The sequence below is a fragment of the Ligilactobacillus sp. WC1T17 genome (assembly GCA_900110005.1).
Taxonomy (GTDB): domain Bacteria; phylum Bacillota; class Bacilli; order Lactobacillales; family Lactobacillaceae; genus Ligilactobacillus; species Ligilactobacillus ruminis_A.
On record FOCC01000002.1, the window covers coordinates 135,681 to 153,501 of the forward strand.

Here is a 17,821-nt window from a genome sequence, read left to right on the forward strand (position 1 = left end):
CCCTAACTTAATTCATATGCTGCTGCAAAGTTTGCAAAATATTCATCTAAAGCTTTTTGATCATCTACACGGGTTAAATTGCCTTGATCATCGAAAGCTGCCAAGGATTGGCCTAATAAAAAGCCTTGTCCAATCATAAAATGAGCTTTCATCTCTGGTGCATCCAATACCTGACGCAAATGATTTTGCGCTCTTAACGTTCCCATGCAGCCATAGGAAGCCCCTACAACCAGCACAGGCTTGTCATCAAGCCCATTTTCACAATAAGTTAACCATTCTAAAACATTGAGCAAAGCTGCCGGTACAGCATGATCATATTCCGGTGTAGCAATAATAACCCCGTCGCTGGCATGAATTTTGGCTGCTAAAGAGGCAATTTTTTGCGGAGCTTCTTTTGTATCCGGCTTATCAAACAAAGGAATTTGATCAATTTCAAAGATTTCAATCTCTGCTTTAGGCGCAAAATGCCGCTTCATATATTGCAGTAAAGTGCGATTCGTTGACTTTTCAGCATTAGTCCCTACAATTCCTAAAAGTTTCATAGATATCCTTCTTTCTTTTTCAGATATCGCTTACATCCGCGCTATCATAGCATTAATAACATCTTATATTATATAACATGAATTTAAATTTGTGAAATTTTTAGCAAAAAAAAGCTAGGACCAGTTAGTCCTAGCTTTTTTTCAAAATTACATTTCATCAGGTGCTTTAACACCAAGCAAACGCAAAGATTCCTTCAAAACTTCAGCAACACTGTATACCAATGCTAACCGTGCTTCAAGATTTTCATTATCTTCCAAAATTCTTGAATGAGCATAATAACGGTTGAAGGCCTTAGCCAAATGAATAGCATACTTAGCCATTACAGATGGTTCATATTCCTTAACAGCACGTTCTACTGTAGCAGGGAAGTCAGATAACATCCGCAATGTTTCCCAAGCTTCAGGATCGTCCAATGTATAGCTTGCTTTGGCATCAAAACTCGTCTTACCCGCTTTACGCAAGATACTCATGGCACGTGCATGTGAATATTGAACGTATGGACCCGTTTCACCTTCAAAACGTACAACTTCTTCCAAACTAAAGTCAAAGTTGTTCAACCGTTCATTCTTCAAATCATGGAAGACAACGGCACCAACACCAACAGCTTCGGCAACTTCATCTTTGTTAGCCAAAGATGGATTCTTAGCTTCGATTTGTTCCTTAGCCAATTTTACGGCATCATCCAACACTTCTTCTAATAAGACAATCCGGCCGGAACGAGTTGAAAGCTTCTTGCCGTCCTTAGTAATCAAACCAAATGGAATGTGGTGGATATCATCTGACCACTCAAAGCCCATTTCCTTTAAAACAGCCTTTAATTGATTAAAGTGGTTCTTTTGTTCATTGCCGACCACGTAAAGTGATTGAACAAAGTTATAAGTCCGCTTACGGTAAAGAGCAGCAGCCAAATCACGAGTGATATAAAGGGTTGCACCATCAGTTTTCTTGATCAAGGCTGGGTTCAAGTTGTACTTGGATAAGTCAACAATTTGTGCACCCTTGCTTTCATGAAGCAGGCCTTTTTCTTCCAAAATATCAACGATTTCATCCATCTTATCGTTGTAGAAAGCTTCACCATTGTAAGAATCAAAGGTGATATCTAAGCGATCATAAACCCGCATAAAGACTTTGAGTGATTCTTCACGGAACCATTTCCAAAGCGCTGTAGCTTCTTCATCACCATCTTCTAAGCGTTTGAACCATTGACGTGCTTCTTCATCCAATTCAGGGTGTTCCACGTCTTCTTCATGGAAACGAACATAGTAACGAAGTAAAGAATCGATAGGATCTTTTTTAACTTCTTCTTCAGATCCCCACATCTTGTAAGCGCACATCAACTTACCAAATTGTGTACCCCAATCACCCAAGTGGTTGATTTTAACGGGAGTATAACCCGTCTTTTCTAATAACTTCGCAATTGAATTACCAATAACTGTTGAACGCAAGTGTCCCATTGACATTGGCTTAGCAATGTTAGGTGATGACATATCAATTGGCACATTGCCGCCTTCACTAGCCTTGTCACCAAAATGTCCGCCTTGGGCAACAACATCAGCTAAAATGTCAGCTGAAAAAGCTTTTTTATCTAAAAAGAAGTTGACATATGGACCGACAGCTTCAATCTTTTCAAAGCCGGTGTGGTCAATTTTTTCAACTAATTCTTGTGCAATTAATTGTGGTGCTTTTTTCAAAACGCGGGCTAAAACAAAAGCAGGAAAGGCATAATCACCAAGGTTCAAAGTTTTAGGGGTTTCAATCTTGGCTAAAGCATCTTCTACACTTAATTGGCCATCAACGGCTTGGCTGATAGCATTAGCAACCATCTGTTTGTAATCTCTCATCTTAACATCCTCCTAAAATTTTAAAAAACGGATAAAAAAAACGCCTCTTGTAAAAAACAAGAGACGAGATTGCCCGCGGTACCACTCTAATTGAATATAAATCCACTCAATATTAAAATGTATCCTAAAAAGTGCGCTTCACTAACCGCCACTATCTAGCTTCCATCAACCTAGACTCGCTTAAAGCTTTGTATTAGCTACTCTTCTTTTATAATCGGAAAGACCGCTATCCGTAGGGTCAAAAGCGGGTGACGAGAATCGAACTCGCGACATCAGCTTGGGAAGCTGGGATTTTACCACTAAACTACACCCGCATAACAAAAGTAATTTTAACATACTTTTGTCGAATTGTCATCATTTTTTATGCAGTAATTTTTTTCATGTGTTTTAAGCTAACCACTGTGCGGTTATGCAAATCACCTACAGCCTCTTTATCCTCGTCATGATGTTTAACGATTTCAACAACGGCTGAATTTTCGTAAATTTTTTCAATTTTGCCTTCAAAGTCATATTTCATTGAGGCGAATTTATCACATGTCACATGATCACCAATTTGAAAATTTGTTTCCATCATTTCACCTACTTGTCTATTACAATGGTATGTATGTTAACAAACTATTTTTAAAAAAGCAAGTCCTTTTTTAAATTTTTTATTTATCTTTTTTTAATGACGCCTGTGCCCTTTGTTTTAACATCTTATGCGCTTTCACATACGACGGGATTAATACAAAACATGATCCAGCCCAAGCCATTGGGTTAGCAAAACACGCCCCTGCATAACCGAACATTTTAGCTAAGATCAAAGCTGCTGTACTTCGCATGACTAGTTCCGCCACTCCAGCTAGGGTCGGTACAATACTTTGTCCTAATCCCTGCAAAGTATACCGAATAATAAATAAAATCCCTAAAATCCAATAACCTGAACAAGTAATCCTAAAATAAGTCTGCGATAAATTCAAAACAGCCAGCGACTGGTGACCGATAAATAAAGTAACTAATTGTCGTCCGCAAGTAATGATTAAAATCGCTGCTATCAAAGCAAAGGCCATTGAAACCATTAAAATCTGTTTCACACCCAATAAAATACGCTCATACTTGCGGGCTCCATAATTTTGAGCCGTAAAAGTAGCCATGGCAACCCCAAAAGACATCAGGGGTAAAGACGCCAGCTGATCAATCTTACTGCCTGCTGTCGATGAAGCTACTGCAACCGTCCCCAAACTATTTAATGCCGACTGCAATAAAACTGAACCGACAGCAATTATTGAAGCTTGAAAAGCCATGGGTAAGCCGACATATAGGTGACTGCCAACCGCTTTTTTGGTAATCTGCTTAAAATCAGCTAATTTAACCTGCAAAAGCGGTAATTTTTTGACAATATAAATAATGCATAAAACTACCGATAAACTTTGTGCCAAAATAGTAGCAAAACCGGCTCCGGCAATGCCCCATTTAAAAACAACAATGAAAAGCAGCTCTAAAATAACATTGACAATCGTTGCAATAATCAAAAAATAAAGCGGCGTTTTACTATCACCTAAAGCCCGAATAATATTAGCCATTAAATTATAAGCCATCGAAATGCATAATCCACCAAAAATAATGGAAATAAAGGTCTTAGCATCAGCCTCAATTGCTTTAGGCGTTTGCATCAAATCTAAGATATTGCCGACAAATTTTAAGCTAAAAGCAGTTAAGAGCAACGTTACCACCAGGGTAATCACAATACTTACCGCAAAAGACAAGCGAACTTTATGATAATCTTTAGCGCCAAAATATTGAGCCGTTAAAATCGATAAGCCTGCCGTTAACCCTTGAGCAAAGCCTATAATTAAAAATTGGATACCCCCCGTTGACCCAACGGCAGCCAAGGCATTAACCCCCAGTGTTTGGCCTACAATAATAGTATCAGACAGACTATAAAGTTGCTGAAACAAGTTGCCGACTAGCAAAGGAATGGCAAACAATAAAATTAATTTGAGCGGTTTCCCTTCAGTTAAACTTTTCATCCAACATCAATCCATCCTTCCCATACCGTTTCAAGAGATAAGCTTTAATTTCAGCCATAAAAGCTTCAGTTGAGGGTGTTCTTTGATCTTTGGCATGTGTTGCCAGACAAATATGCCGGTAAAAATCACCTTCAAAAGGATAGCACACAACATGACCTGAAAGCTTTTTTAAGGCCAATTCCGGCAAAATACCGAAGCCTAAGCCAGATTCAACCATCGCAATGATTGAAGCATCATCGATACTGTATTGAATTGAATTAACCGACACATGAAATGCATCGAGGGCTTTTTTCGTATCACGATCATAATCAATCTCTTGCAAAATAAAAGGTTTATCTTTGACATCTTGGGCAATAACCGTCCGACCATTTTGCGGAATAAAACCTTCAGGAGCTACACAATAAATCCGGTCGCGATACAACGGTAAAACGGTCAATTTTTCTTTAATCGGCAAAGCTGAAAAAGCCAAATCAAGTGTCCCAAGCCTTACTGCTTCAGCGACTTCATTAAACGGTCCCTGTCTAACTGAAATTTCAATGTCAGGATATTTTTGTTTAAAGTTATTAATAATATCCGGCAGCCAATTGATGCAGACACTGCTGAAAGCTCCAATTCGGATAGTACCTTGGTTTAACCCCTTAATCTTGGCTGCTGCTTCTGTTAGTTTAGCCTCAGCATTCAAAATCTCTTGAATAATCGGCAAGATTTTTTTGCCATCCGGCGTCAAGGTTACTCCCGTGCGGTTGCGTAAAAATAAGGCAAAGCCAAGCTCTGCTTCTAAACCTGAAATTGAGTGGCTGATAGCAGACGGCGTGACATTTAAGGTGTTAGCTGCCGCGACAAACGTTTTTTGTTTGACCACCTCAGCAAAAATTTTATATGCAAAATCAGTCATGATAACCATCCTTTCTCATTCAGAGTAGCACTTGTTGGTACAAATTTCAAACGTTATTTCTAATAAAAAAGCCGTCTTGAAAGACAGCTCTTTTGGCTATTTATAAAGCAGCTGTAATTGCTTTAACAACCGCTTCTTTTTGTCGGCTGATCAAGTTAACCCGGCTTTGAATAACTTCCGTATCCATCTTGATTTCACGTGTCAAGGCGGGCTGATCAAGCTTATCTGCAAAGAAGGCTTTAAATTCATCCAAACGTTCCTGCGTTTTGAAAATGCGAGCAATGACAGTAATATAAGTAGGAAATTCCATATCACCACCAACTGTGGCTTTTAACCATGACCAATCATCCCTAATCCACTTCCAAGCTAATTCTTGACCAAAGTCATTAGCTAATACTGCGCCAAACCAGCCCCGTAAATCTTGCGGTTTAATGGTATCGGCATCTTCAAAGGAAGCTACCAGTGAAGCTAAAAGTTCAGGATCTTGCGTCTTAGTCAAAGCATAAGACAAATCTTTTTTATAACTAGGATCAACGGCCTTGCGGTAAGCATTTAACAACCGTTCAAACAAGGCTTTATCACCATAGTTAACCACTTCATTTTTCAAAATATAAGGTCTAATCCCTGCCGGCAGTGCTAATAAATCAGCTTCATACTTTTGGAACAAGTCATGGGCCTGAGCTTTAGCTGCTTCATTTTCAGCATACAAAGCCGCATTTAAAATATATGGCCGCGTTAATTGATCATCATCGCTTTCAGCAGCCTTAGCTAATAAACCTAAGCGTTCAAAGTTAGCCGAACTCAGTTTAGCGGTAAACTGCTTCAAAGCTGTTTCTTCTGCGGAATCAGCGGCCACAAATTGCTTTAAATCATTGACCACTGTATATAAGTAGCTGTTAACCATTTCAGAATGGTTATCCTTAAATAAAGCCAACAGTGGAATTAATTGGGCATAAGTTGTTACTTGGCCTTGGGCTAAGAATCGCAAATCCTGCATTAACTGCAGCTTAGAAATATTATCAAGTGCTGCTTGCTCAGCTAAAATATCGTCTAATAATACTTGATCATATTCGACGATAAAATGAGCGTTATTTTCAAGGTTTAAACGGAAGGCTTGTCCTTGTTGTTGACGTAATTTAGTATAATCTTCAATAACCAAGGTTTGATCTTTCATCAACGTTGGAACATCTTTAAAATTGCTATTTAAAGGAATTTGCCACAAACGGCCCTGATCTTGACCTTGGCCAATAAAGAATTGCTTTTGGCTTAAATGCAAAGCATCATCTTTTAACTCCACTTTGACTACCGGATAACCTGGCTGTTCCAGCCATGAATGCATAACAGCCCCAATATCAAGCCCGCAAGCTTGACCCAAAGCCTGCCACAAGTCATCCCCAGAGGCATTGCCATATTGATGCTTAGCAAAGTAAGCTTTTAAACCTGATCGCAAAGCTTCGTCCCCAATCAAGGAACGCACCATGACTAACAATCGCGATCCTTTGGCATAAACAATAGCTCCGTCAAACAAGGTATCAATTTCGGCTGGATTTTTAACTTCAACGTGCACTGATTGCACCCCATCAGTAGCATCACGTGTCAAAGCAGCCACAGCTTCTGAGGTTTGGAAGGTTTCCCAAATATTCCAGCTTGGTTCCAAAGCGTCAACGGCCACATATTCCATCATATTGGCAAAACTTTCATTAAGCCATAAATCATCCCACCACTTCATCGTTACCAAATCACCAAACCATTGATGGGCTAATTCATGTGTAATAACCGTTGCAACTAATTTCTTTTGATCTAAAGCTGTATTTTCAGAATCAACCAATAGATAAGCTTCACGATATGTTACCAAGCCCCAGTTTTCCATCGCCCCAGCGGAAAAATCAGGCAAAGCTAGTTGCCAAGAATGCTTGAGCGGATATGGTGTTTGATAATATTCTTCATAAAATTCAATTGACCGCTTGGCAATATCCAAAGCAAAATCAAGTTCTTTAGGCTGGTGTGCTTTGGTTGCGAAAACACCTATTTCAACGCCACTGTTTGTTTTCGTCTTTTTGCCTTGTAATTCGCCAAAGGCAAAGGCTACCAAATAAGTTGACATTTTGACTGTTTCTTCAAAGTAGTGTACACCATTTTCAACCTTAACTTCCGGCGTATTGGCTAAAGTGGTTTCACCTTCATGTTCATCATACTTCAAAGCTAAAGTAAAAGTAGCCTTAGCTTCAGGTTCATCCACACAAGGAAAAGCCTGACGGGCGGCATTGGTTTCAAATTGTGTACCAATCAGCTGCTTTTTTTGGCCGGCTACTTCATAATATGAAGGGTAAATTCCCATCATCGTATCAGTAAGCTTAGTTTCATATACAATCTTGACTTGAACATCGCCGACAAAACCTAAAGTAATTTTAAGGGCATCATTTTCATCGTCGACGACAAAAGGTACTTCATGATCCTTGACGGTTACTTGTTTAATTTGCAAATATTTTTGATGAATAGAGATGGTTTCGTTTAGTGCTTCACCGCTAATTAACACCGAACCTTTAATCGTTTTGTGTTCACGGTTAATATCTAAATTTAAATCATAGTGTGCTGGATGGAAATCATTATAAAAACGTAATAATTCAGCCATACTTATCCCTCTTCTTTCATATAAAATCACTAATTCTAATTATACGCTAAAACATCTTTTAATAAAAGAAGCAAAAAAGCCGGTTTAACCCGACTTTTCTTGTTATTCAAATGTTTTTCGCGTTGCCTTATAGCCGATATCATGTCGATAAAAACAATCTTCAAATTTATATTTTTCTAAGGTTTGATAGGCCTTAGCTTGGGCCTCTTTTAAATCATCAGCTTGCGCGACTACGGTAACTAAGCGTCCACCATTGCCTGTAATGGCTTGTGGTTCACCCAAGACATTTGCATAATCAATCCAAACATCATCTTCGTCTTTTAATTCAGGCAATTTTTGACCTGTTTTTGGTGCTTTCGGGTATCCAGCCGACGCAACAACGACGCCCAAAACCGCTTTGGATGAAAAAACGACTTGCGGCAATTGCTGATGGTTAACGGCCGCATCGATTAATTCCGCAAAGTCACTGGCAATTCTCGGCAAAACCACCTGTGTTTCAGGATCGCCTAACCGAACGTTATATTCGATAACTTTAGGACCCTGTTCCGTTAAAATCATGCCAATATAAATCAAACCACAATAATTGAATTGTGCTTGCCAAATTCCCTTAACGGTCGGTTCAACAACTTCCTTAACCATCCGCTCATAATCAGCTTGGGATAATTGCGGTACTGGGCTGTAAGCCCCCATGCCACCGGTATTGAGCCCTTGATCACCATCAAAAGCCCGCTTATGGTCTTGGGCCATCGGCAAAATGCGGTATTCATTTTGCCCCAGCACCACAAACATCGAATATTCATCTCCAGCTAAAAATTCTTCCAGCACAACCTGCTTTTGCCCCTTGCGAAACATTAATTGAATTTCATTTTCAGCCGTTTTCTTATCAGGAGCAATTACAACCCCCTTGCCACCGGCTAAGCCGTCAGCCTTAATAACCACAGGTTCAGCGAAATCTTTTAAGCCTAAAATCGCCTCGGCAGCACTTTGATAAGTCTTATATTTAGCGGTTGGAATGTGGTAGCGATCCATAAATTGCATGGCAAAATCTTTGGAACCTTCAAGCTGAGCTGCTTTTTTATCAGGGCCAAAAATTTTTAAGCCATCAGCTAAAAATGAATCGACAATACCGGCACACAAAGCATCTTCTGGGCCTACAAAAGTCCAAGCAATACCTTGATCAAACACAAAACCCTTTAAAGCGTCAAAATCGTTTTCACTGATTTCAACCGTTGAAATATCACGTGAATTATTCATTAAAGGGTTGCCTGGCGCTACAAAAACATGGCTCACATGCGGGCTTTGCGCCAATTGTTTGGCAATCGCATGTTCACGGCCGCCAGAACCGATAACGAGCAGTTTTAATTGATCTTGCATAATCTCACCTTTTTAGTGTCTAAAATGACGAATACCAGTTGTAACCATGGTAATACCATATTTATTTGCCATGTCAATTGAATCTTGATCACGGATAGATCCGCCCGGCTGTACAATCGCCTTAATACCATGTTGAGCCGCATATTCAACGCAATCATCCATTGGGAAGAAAGCATCTGAAGCTAAAACCGTGCTATCATCAATCTTGTCTTTAGCATGCTTAATAGCAATCTTCGTTGAATCAATCCGGTTAGGCTGGCCAGCCCCAATCCCTAAGGTTTCCGTGGCATTGGCTACCACAATGGCATTTGATTTGGTATGTTTAACTGCCTTCCAGGCAAACATCAAAGCTTCTAACTGAGCTGCCGTTGGTTTAGCTTCTGTCACCACAGTCCAATCCTTAGCATCTTCTTTTAAAGTATCTTGTTCTTGCATCAGCAAGCCACCCATGACTGAAACTGTTTCAAAACGGGTTGGTTCATCCTTTTTGGCGAAATCAAGGGTCAACAAGCGAATATTTTTCTTCTTTGCCAAAATATCGTAGGCATCATCGTCAAAGGCTGGTGCAATAATAATTTCCAAGAATAATTCATGCATTTTTTCTGCTGTCTTCAAATCAACTTTACGGTTCAAAACGATAATACCGCCAAAAATAGAAATCGAATCAGCTTCATAAGCCCTTGTCCACGCTGTAAATAAATCTTTACCACGACCAATACCGCAAGGATTCATGTGCTTCAATGCGACCACTGCCGGTTCTTCAAATTCGCGAGCAATGCGAATGGCTGCATCAGCATCCTTAATGTTATTGTAAGAAAGTTTTTTACCATGTAACTGTTTAGCACTCGTAATAGCATAAGTCTTAGGCAAAGCATCTTGATAGAACCAAGCCTTTTGGTGTGAATTTTCACCATAGCGCATTTCGTCTTCTAATTCATAAGTTAAAGTTAATTGCTTTGGTGCTACAACATCGACTTGATTAGATAAGTATTGGGCAATTAAAGCATCATATGCTGCAGTATGCCGGAAGGCTTTAGCCGCCAATTGTGCTCTAGTAGCTAAAGTGGTCGTCTTATGTTCTTTTAATTCAGTCAAAACAGTTGCATAGTCGTCTTTATCAACCACAATCGTTACATCATGATAATTTTTAGCAGCTGACCGTATCATGCTTGGGCCGCCAATATCAATATTTTCAATTGCTTGTGCTAAAGTACAATCTGGCTTTTGAATTGTTTCTTTAAAAGGATAGAGGTTGACACATACTAAATCAATTGGTGTAATATGTTGCTCTTTTAACGTCTCCATATGACTCTTTAAGTCGCGCCGTGCTAATAAGCCGCCATGAATATATGGATTTAACGTTTTTACCCGGCCATCTAAAATTTCAGGAAAACCCGTCACATCTTCAACTGAAATAGTCTTAATCCCAGCTTGCTCCAAAACTTTTTTGGTTCCGCCTGTTGAAACAATTTCAAAATCATTAGCAACTAATCCTTGAACAAAAGGTACTAAATCCGTTTTATCAGAAACACTTACAAGTGCACGTTTCATGGTTTAAAAACTTCCTTTCTCATTTGCGACTTTACTTTCTAACACCCTTTTAAGTGTCTGGGGAAATAAAAGGTGTTCGCAGCGATGAATCCGTTCTTCTAAACTGGCAGCGGTATCTTCATCAAAGATAGGTACATGCCGCTGTGCGATAATCGGGCCGGAATCAAGCCCAAAATCAACATAATGCACAGTAACCCCAGTTTCTGTCCGGCCATTTTTAAGATGGTCTTCAAAGGCCCTTTCAATGGCATGCAAGCCTTGGTATTCCGGCAAATAAGCCGGATGCAAGTTGACAATCGCATTTGGAAAAGCCCGTACAATTTCAGGACCGATAATCCGCATATATCCTGCTAAAATCAAAAAATCAATCTGTTTGGCTTTTAAAAGCTCAAGTAACCGTTGTTCATAAGCCTGTTTGCCGCCGCATTCTTTAACCGTAAAGCTTGTATGCTCAACACCTAATTTTTCAGCTCGTTTAACGACATAAGCTTCTGGATGATCACAAAAAAGCAGACTTAATTCGCCTGGAATTTCACCTGCTTGAAATTTCTCAGCCAGCACTTGAAAATTAGTGCCGTTCCCCGATGCTAAAATGGCCACTTTCATTTGATTCACCTACTTAAAAATAATTTTTTCACCTGCTGCAGGGCGTTTCTTTAAAGTCCCAATTTCAAAAACTTTTTCGCCCTGCTTAGTTAACCTACTTTTAACTTCAGCTACATCATCTGGCTTAACGGCCAAGACCAAACCTACCCCAAGGTTGAAAGTTCCCAGCATATCAGCTTGACTTAAAGAACCTAACTTCTCTAAATACTTAAAAATAGGTAAGATATCCCAGCTGCCTAATTTAACTTCTGCTTGAAGGTCATCGCTAAACATCCGGGGCAGATTTTCAATCAATCCACCACCTGTAATATGGCTGACACCTCTAACCAAGCCGGCTTTAATTAAAGGTAAAACCGGCTTCACATAAATCCTCGTCGGTTCTAGGATAGCTTCTTGCACCGTCTGTCCGGCTAAAACAGCGGGTTTATCTGTCAAAGCTACCTGATGATCTTTAAATAAAATCTGTCTCACTAAAGAAAAACCATTGGAATGAAGACCACTAGACGGCAGAGCTAACAAAATATCGCCTTCCTTAGGAGATGCTTGGGTAAGCATCTTTGCTTTATCAACTATTCCCGTGGCAAAACCAGCCAAGTCATATTCATCCGTTGCATACATATCAGGCATTTCAGCTGTTTCGCCACCAATCAAAGCCGCTCCGGCTTGCCGGCAGCCTTCTGCAACCCCGCTGACAATGGCTGCCATTTCTTCAGGATCATTATGACCGGTAGCTATATAGTCTAAGAAGAAAAGCGGTTCAGCCCCCTGAGCCAAGATATCATTAACACACATAGCCACACAATCAATACCGACCGTATCGGCTTTTTTAGCCTTTTGAGCTATCAAAAGCTTCGTGCCAACACCATCGGTACCGGAAACTAACACGGGATTTTTTACTTGTAAAGCAGTCAAATCAAACATGCCGCCAAAACTGCCAATTCCGCCCAAAACGCCCAAGCGCTCGGTAGAAGCTACATCATCTTTAATTTTTCGTACTAATTCGTAACCGGCAGTAACATCAACGCCGGCATCTTGATAACGGCCCATTAATCTTCGTCCTTTCTATCAGGAAATTGCTTGAAAGATTCCTTATAGCTTTCTTCATAATCATATAATGGTGTCGGATATTCACCGGTAAAATAAGCTACGGTTAATCCGCCATTAGGTGCATCTCCAGCATCTGGTACATCAATTGCTTTAATCAAGCCTGGTACACTCAAAAAGCCTAAACTGTCAACGCCGATAATTTCAGCCATTTCTTTAACCGTATGGCGGGCCGCCATCAATTGAGACCGGTCTGAAATATCAATACCATAGAAGTGTGGGTAGCGAAATGGCGGTGAAGAAATCCGCATGTGCACTTCTTTGGCACCTGCTTCTTTCAGCATTTTGACTAATTGAACCGAGGTAGTTCCCCGCACAATCGAATCATCGACAATAACCACGCTTTTGCCTTCAACCACCCCGCGTACAGCAGAAAGTTTCATTTTAACACCTTGTTCGCGCAGTTTTTGGGTAGGCTGAATAAAGGTTCTTGCGATATATTGATTCTTAACCAGACCCATTTCGTAAGGCAGGCCGGCGGCTTCAGCATAACCTGAAGCTGCCGAAAGGGATGAATTAGGCACCCCGATAACCATATCGGCATTTTTAGGTGCCGGCTGCTCTTTTGCCAGTAAAGCACCCATTTTCTTTCGAGCACTGTGAACCGTTACCCCATGAATAATGGAATCAGGACGGGCAAAATAAATGTATTCCATTGAGCAGATAGCCAACTGCGTATCTGTGGTATAATGGTCAATTTTCATCCCATCCTTATCGATAATGATGAGTTCACCCGGCTGCACATCACGGACAAATTTAGCTCCTACAGCATCTAAAGCACAGGTTTCAGAGCAAACTACATAAGCACCTGAATCCATCTGCCCTACCACTAAAGGCCGAAACCCATTTGGATCTAAAGCGGCATACAGTGCATCTTTTCTTAAAAGTAAAAAGGCAAAGCCACCCTTGGTCTCATTTAGGCTAACTTTTAAAGCATCCACAAAGCCCATTCCGCGCTTTTGCCGGATTAAATGAATCAGCATTTCCGTATCCGAAGTTGATTGAAAAACTGCACCCTGAGCTTCTAATTGCCGCCTTAAAGTAACGGCATTGGTCAAATTGCCATTATGAGCCAAACCCACATCTCCATCAAAAAAGCGAAATAAGAAAGGCTGAACATTTGCAAGCGAATTATTGCCACTGGTTCCGTAACGTACATGTCCAATGGCGGAATCGCCAACTAAGCGGTCCAAATCAGCTGGATTAGAGAAAACCTCAGCTAATAAACCTCGATTGCGATATTGGTGTAATTTTTGTCCATCCGATGAAACAATCCCAGCGCCTTCCTGCCCACGATGCTGCAAGGCATACAAACCAAAATAAGTAATTTTGCTGGCATCTTCAGCGCCAAAAATTCCAAAAACACCGCATTCCTCATTTAATCCTTTGATTTCATAAGACATGGAATAGCCTCCTCCCAAATTTTTTGGGCTTCCAAAACATCTACTTGTAAATGTCCATCAGTTAAATCTGCTTCCAAACAGCCATCAGCAGTCACTTCACCAATCAACACAGCATCTTGAGCCAGCATTTTTTCAAATTGTGCCTGCTTATTCTTCGGTACGGTAACCACAAAACGTCCCGGCGTTTCACTAAATAATTGTGCTTTAGTTAAGTCAAGATCCAATTTTAAGCCAAGGTTAGTATTAAAGCACGTTTCGGCCAATGCTACGCCCAAGCCGCCTTCGCTTAAATCATGTGAACTTTCAACTAAGCCTTGTTCCATAGCATTAAGCAACGTCTTCATCATTTGATTAGTTTTAACTAAATCAAAGTCATGTAAACGGCCGCTGATTGTCTTGGTCAGCATCTTTTGAATTTCACTGCCAGCATAATCATCTTCTGTTGGCAAACCGACTAAATAGACTAAAGATCCGGCCTTTTGTACAAAGGAAGGGATAACATGCTTCAAATCCTTGATTAACCCTACCATGCCGACCATCGGTGTACCATAGATTGCTTCACCGTTATTTTCGTTGTACAAGCTGACATTACCTGAAATAACCGGTGTATCAAAAATCTCACATGCTTGGGCCATCCCTGAAACTGATTGGTGTAATTCCCAATAAATCTCAGGATCATTAGGATCGCCATAATTCAAACAGTCGGTCATGCCTAATGGCAAAGCGCCTGATGAAATCATATTAGCGCATGCTTCAGCCACAGCTCTCTTCCCGCCGATTTTAGGATCCAGATAAACAAAACGCCCATTACCGTCGGTGGTCATAGCTAAGCCTTTTTTAGTGCCCCTGACCCGTAAAACACCCGCATCAGAGCCTGGGCCTACTACCGTTGAGGTCCTAACTTGGGAGTCATATGTTTGGGTAAACATCTGTTTAGAAGCAATTGTCGGCTGTGCCAAAATTTGCTTTAATGCCTGGTTGACATCGCTAATTTCAGGCACATTAGCGTCTTTAGCTGTCTTAATTCTTGCCGGCATCTGTTCGGCACTTGGTTCTTCTAAAACATCATCTGTCAAACTGGAAACAGGAATATCTGTTACTTTTTCACCATGATGATATAAAACATATTGATGTCCTGCGGTTACACGCCCAATCACTACTGCTTCAAGTTCATATTCTTTAAAAAGCTTAATCACATCATCTTCATGACCTTTTTTGACACATAAAAGCATCCGTTCTTGTGATTCAGACAACATAATTTCATAAGCAGACATGCCGGGTTCCCTTTGCGGTACCATGTCTAAGTTAAGTTCCATGCCTGAGTCGGCTTTTGAAGCCATTTCACATGAAGAAGAAACAATACCGGCAGCTCCCATGTCTTGAATCCCCACCAGCCAATCATGATGATCATGCGTTAATTCCAAGCAGGCTTCCATCAAAAGTTTTTCCATGAAAGGATTGCCGACTTGGACTGCAGACCTTTGAGTCGCCTTATCATCAGCAAAATCAGCCGAAGCAAATGTTGCCCCATGAATGCCATCACGGCCGGTCTTAGCGCCAACATAAATGACTGCATTGCCAACACCAGAAGCACGGCCTTTTTGCATGTCCTTTTGTTCCATCAAGCCAACACTCATCGCATTAACCAAGCAATTACCTGTATAGCAGTTATCAAAAGTCATTTCTCCTGCAATTGTTGGAATCCCCATACAGTTGCCGTAACCGCCAATGCCGGCAACAACCTCATTAATTAAATATTTAGTCCGTGGGCGGTCAATTTCGCCAAAATGCAAAGAGTCTAAAGATGCAATGGGGCGAGCTCCCATTGAAAAAATGTCGCGCAAAATTCCCCCGACACCTGTTGCTGCCCCTTCATAGGGTTCAACCGCTGAAGGGTGATTATGACTTTCAGCTTTGAAGACAACAGCTTGCCCATCACCAATGTCAATAATTCCCGCTCCTTCGCCAGGTCCTTGTAAGACACGGTCATTTTTATTAGGGAAAAGTTTTAAAACAGGCTTTGACTTCTTGTAAGAGCAGTGTTCACTCCACATAACTGAAAAAAGTCCTGTTTCTGTATAATTTGGCAAGCGATGCAATAAATGGTCACAAATATAATCATATTCGTGTTCCGTCAAACTCCAATCAAGATATGGCTTTTGTGCTTTAATTTCTTCAGGTGTCATTTCTGCCATTACTTAGTCACCTCCGTTTTAATTCCATTTTCCAGTAATGATTTAAATAAACGTAAGCCATCGGTATTGCCTAAAATGGCTTCAACGGCTCTTTCAGGGTGAGGCATCATGCCTAAAACATTGCCGCGTTCATTGCAAATACCTGCAATATCATGCAAAGAACCATTAGGATTTTCCTTAGCATAACGGAAAACCACTTGGTTATTAGCTTCCAACTGTTCGAGGGTTGCTTCATCAGCATAATAGCTGCCGTCAGCATGAGCAATTGGCAATTTAATATGTTCATGCAAACCATATTGACTGGTGAACGGTGTTTTGTTATTAACCACTTCTAATTCGACTGTTTTGCAGACAAATTTCAAACTATCATTTTGCTTTAAAGCACCCGGCAAAAGCCCCGCTTCGGTTAAAATTTGAAAACCGTTGCAAGTGCCAAAGACAAATTTGCCTTCGTTGGCCATTTTAACGATAGCCGGCATAATATTGGTAAAACGTGCAATCGCACCACACCTTAAATAATCGCCATAGGAAAAGCCGCCTGGCAACATGACAGCATCAAAACCATCTAAATTGTCGCGTTTATGGGAAACATATTCAACATCGGCATGACAAACTGTTGCCAACGCTTCGTAAAGGTCAATATCACAATTAGATCCAGGAAAGACAACAACGGCAATTTTCATTAAGCCTCCCCCCCTAAAATTTCAAAGCGATAAGTTTCCAGGTTAAAGTTCACGAGTAATTCTTCCGAAATTTCTTTGACAGCTGTTTCTAAATCCTTCTTTTCAGAATCAATGGTAACTTCAAAAAATTTACCAACTTTAACGTTTTCAACTTCATCATGACCTAAAGAATGAATGGCATTTTTAATTGTCTCGCCTTGAGGATCAAAAACTGATTCCTTATAAGTTACAAAAATACGCACATCAACCATTATGCTTCCTCCTTCAATGCTTCCTTTAAACGCCGCAGTACTTCTTCATACACAGGGGTCAATTCGCCCAAATCGCGTCGATAAACATCTTTATCCATGTGGGCCTTAGTCTTCAAATCCCACAAGCGGCAATTGTCCGGTGAAAATTCATCTGCTAAAACAATTTGTCCATCTGCCAAGCGGCCAAATTCCAACTTGAAATCAATTAAGGCTAAGCCCATTTTTTTAAATAAAGCTGTCAATAATTGATTTACCTGCCGGGAAAGCTTCCACATAACATCTAATTCGTCTTTAGTAACAAGCTTTAAAGCTAAACTTTGTGATTCGTTGATGAAAGGATCATCCAATTCATCACTCTTGTAGTAAGTTTCTTCTACCGGAGATGTAAATTTGCGCCCTTCTTCGATGCCAAAACGACTAGCAAAGTGGCCGGCGGAAACGTTTCGCGTTACCATTTCAAGTGGCACAATTTCAACTTTTTTTACTAACTCTTCTGTAGCTGAAAGTTTTTTTATGAAATGTGTTTTAAGACCTTTAGCAGTCAAATACTCAAAAATCAAAGATGAAATTTCATTATTAACTTCACCCTTGCCGCGGATTTGATCTTTCTTTTTGCCGTTTAAAGCTGTCGCCTGATCCATATATACAACCCGCAACACTTCAGGATCATCTGTACTCCACATTTGTTTAGCTTTGCCTTCATAAATCAATTTTTCCATGATAATCGAAAGTCT

At 40.4% G+C, this 17,821-nt stretch carries 15 protein-coding genes and 1 tRNA gene; all 16 read right to left on the reverse strand.

Translation table 11 applies throughout. The features are described from left to right. Nucleotides 1–2: 2 nt before the first annotated feature. The gene (locus BMX26_RS01840) at nt 3–542 is read right to left on the reverse strand and encodes an NADPH-dependent FMN reductase (RefSeq protein WP_075529770.1); all 540 of its coding nucleotides are present in this window, start codon (nt 540–542) and stop codon (nt 3–5) included. Between the two features lie 147 nt (nt 543–689). Beyond that, on the reverse strand, nt 690–2,384 hold the full coding sequence (gene argS, locus BMX26_RS01845; protein ID WP_075529771.1) for an arginine--tRNA ligase: 1,695 nt from the start codon (nt 2,382–2,384) through the stop codon (nt 690–692). Nucleotides 2,385–2,627: 243 nt separating this feature from the next. Continuing rightward, a tRNA-Gly gene (locus BMX26_RS01850) sits at nt 2,628–2,698 on the reverse strand. A gap of 47 nt (nt 2,699–2,745) precedes the next feature. Further along, nucleotides 2,746–2,955 carry a DUF2187 domain-containing protein gene (locus BMX26_RS01855; RefSeq protein WP_075529772.1) on the reverse strand — a complete coding sequence of 70 codons (210 nt, stop codon included), beginning with the start codon at nt 2,953–2,955 and terminating at the stop codon, nt 2,746–2,748. 79 nt (nt 2,956–3,034) lie between these two features. After that, entirely contained in the window at nt 3,035–4,393 is a 1,359-nt protein-coding gene (locus BMX26_RS01860; protein ID WP_075529773.1) for an MATE family efflux transporter, read from the reverse strand. Beyond that, nucleotides 4,377–5,288, reverse strand: a complete 912-nt coding sequence (locus tag BMX26_RS01865) for a LysR family transcriptional regulator (protein WP_075529774.1) — start codon at nt 5,286–5,288, stop codon at nt 4,377–4,379. The genes BMX26_RS01860 and BMX26_RS01865 overlap by 17 nt, the downstream gene beginning before the upstream one ends. 100 nt (nt 5,289–5,388) lie before the next feature. Beyond that, nucleotides 5,389–7,920, reverse strand: coding sequence for a M1 family metallopeptidase (locus BMX26_RS01870; protein WP_075529775.1), 2,532 nt, complete (start codon nt 7,918–7,920; stop codon nt 5,389–5,391). Between the two features lie 102 nt (nt 7,921–8,022). Beyond that, nucleotides 8,023–9,294, reverse strand: coding sequence for a phosphoribosylamine--glycine ligase (purD, locus tag BMX26_RS01875; protein WP_075529776.1), 1,272 nt, complete (start codon nt 9,292–9,294; stop codon nt 8,023–8,025). 12 nt (nt 9,295–9,306) lie between these two features. Further along, nucleotides 9,307–10,845 carry a bifunctional phosphoribosylaminoimidazolecarboxamide formyltransferase/IMP cyclohydrolase gene (purH, locus tag BMX26_RS01880; RefSeq protein WP_075529777.1) on the reverse strand — a complete coding sequence of 513 codons (1,539 nt, stop codon included), beginning with the start codon at nt 10,843–10,845 and terminating at the stop codon, nt 9,307–9,309. Between the two features lie 3 nt (nt 10,846–10,848). Continuing rightward, on the reverse strand, nt 10,849–11,451 hold the full coding sequence (gene purN, locus BMX26_RS01885; protein WP_075529778.1) for a phosphoribosylglycinamide formyltransferase: 603 nt from the start codon (nt 11,449–11,451) through the stop codon (nt 10,849–10,851). 9 nt (nt 11,452–11,460) lie between these two features. Then, the gene (gene purM, locus BMX26_RS01890) at nt 11,461–12,498 is read right to left on the reverse strand and encodes a phosphoribosylformylglycinamidine cyclo-ligase (protein WP_075529779.1); all 1,038 of its coding nucleotides are present in this window, start codon (nt 12,496–12,498) and stop codon (nt 11,461–11,463) included. After that, nucleotides 12,498–13,958, reverse strand: coding sequence for an amidophosphoribosyltransferase (gene purF / locus BMX26_RS01895; protein WP_075529780.1), 1,461 nt, complete (start codon nt 13,956–13,958; stop codon nt 12,498–12,500). Before purF ends, purM begins: the two co-directional genes overlap by 1 nt. Then, complete coding sequence (gene purL / locus BMX26_RS01900; RefSeq protein ID WP_075529781.1) at nt 13,934–16,153, reverse strand: phosphoribosylformylglycinamidine synthase subunit PurL; 2,220 nt, start codon at nt 16,151–16,153, stop codon at nt 13,934–13,936. Before purL ends, purF begins: the two co-directional genes overlap by 25 nt. Next, nucleotides 16,153–16,836, reverse strand: a complete 684-nt coding sequence (gene purQ / locus BMX26_RS01905) for a phosphoribosylformylglycinamidine synthase subunit PurQ (protein ID WP_075529782.1) — start codon at nt 16,834–16,836, stop codon at nt 16,153–16,155. Before purQ ends, purL begins: the two co-directional genes overlap by 1 nt. Next, the gene (purS, locus tag BMX26_RS01910) at nt 16,836–17,087 is read right to left on the reverse strand and encodes a phosphoribosylformylglycinamidine synthase subunit PurS (RefSeq protein WP_075529783.1); all 252 of its coding nucleotides are present in this window, start codon (nt 17,085–17,087) and stop codon (nt 16,836–16,838) included. Before purS ends, purQ begins: the two co-directional genes overlap by 1 nt. After that, entirely contained in the window at nt 17,087–17,806 is a 720-nt protein-coding gene (gene purC, locus BMX26_RS01915) for a phosphoribosylaminoimidazolesuccinocarboxamide synthase (RefSeq protein WP_075529784.1), read from the reverse strand. Before purC ends, purS begins: the two co-directional genes overlap by 1 nt. Nucleotides 17,807–17,821: the final 15 nt, after the last annotated feature.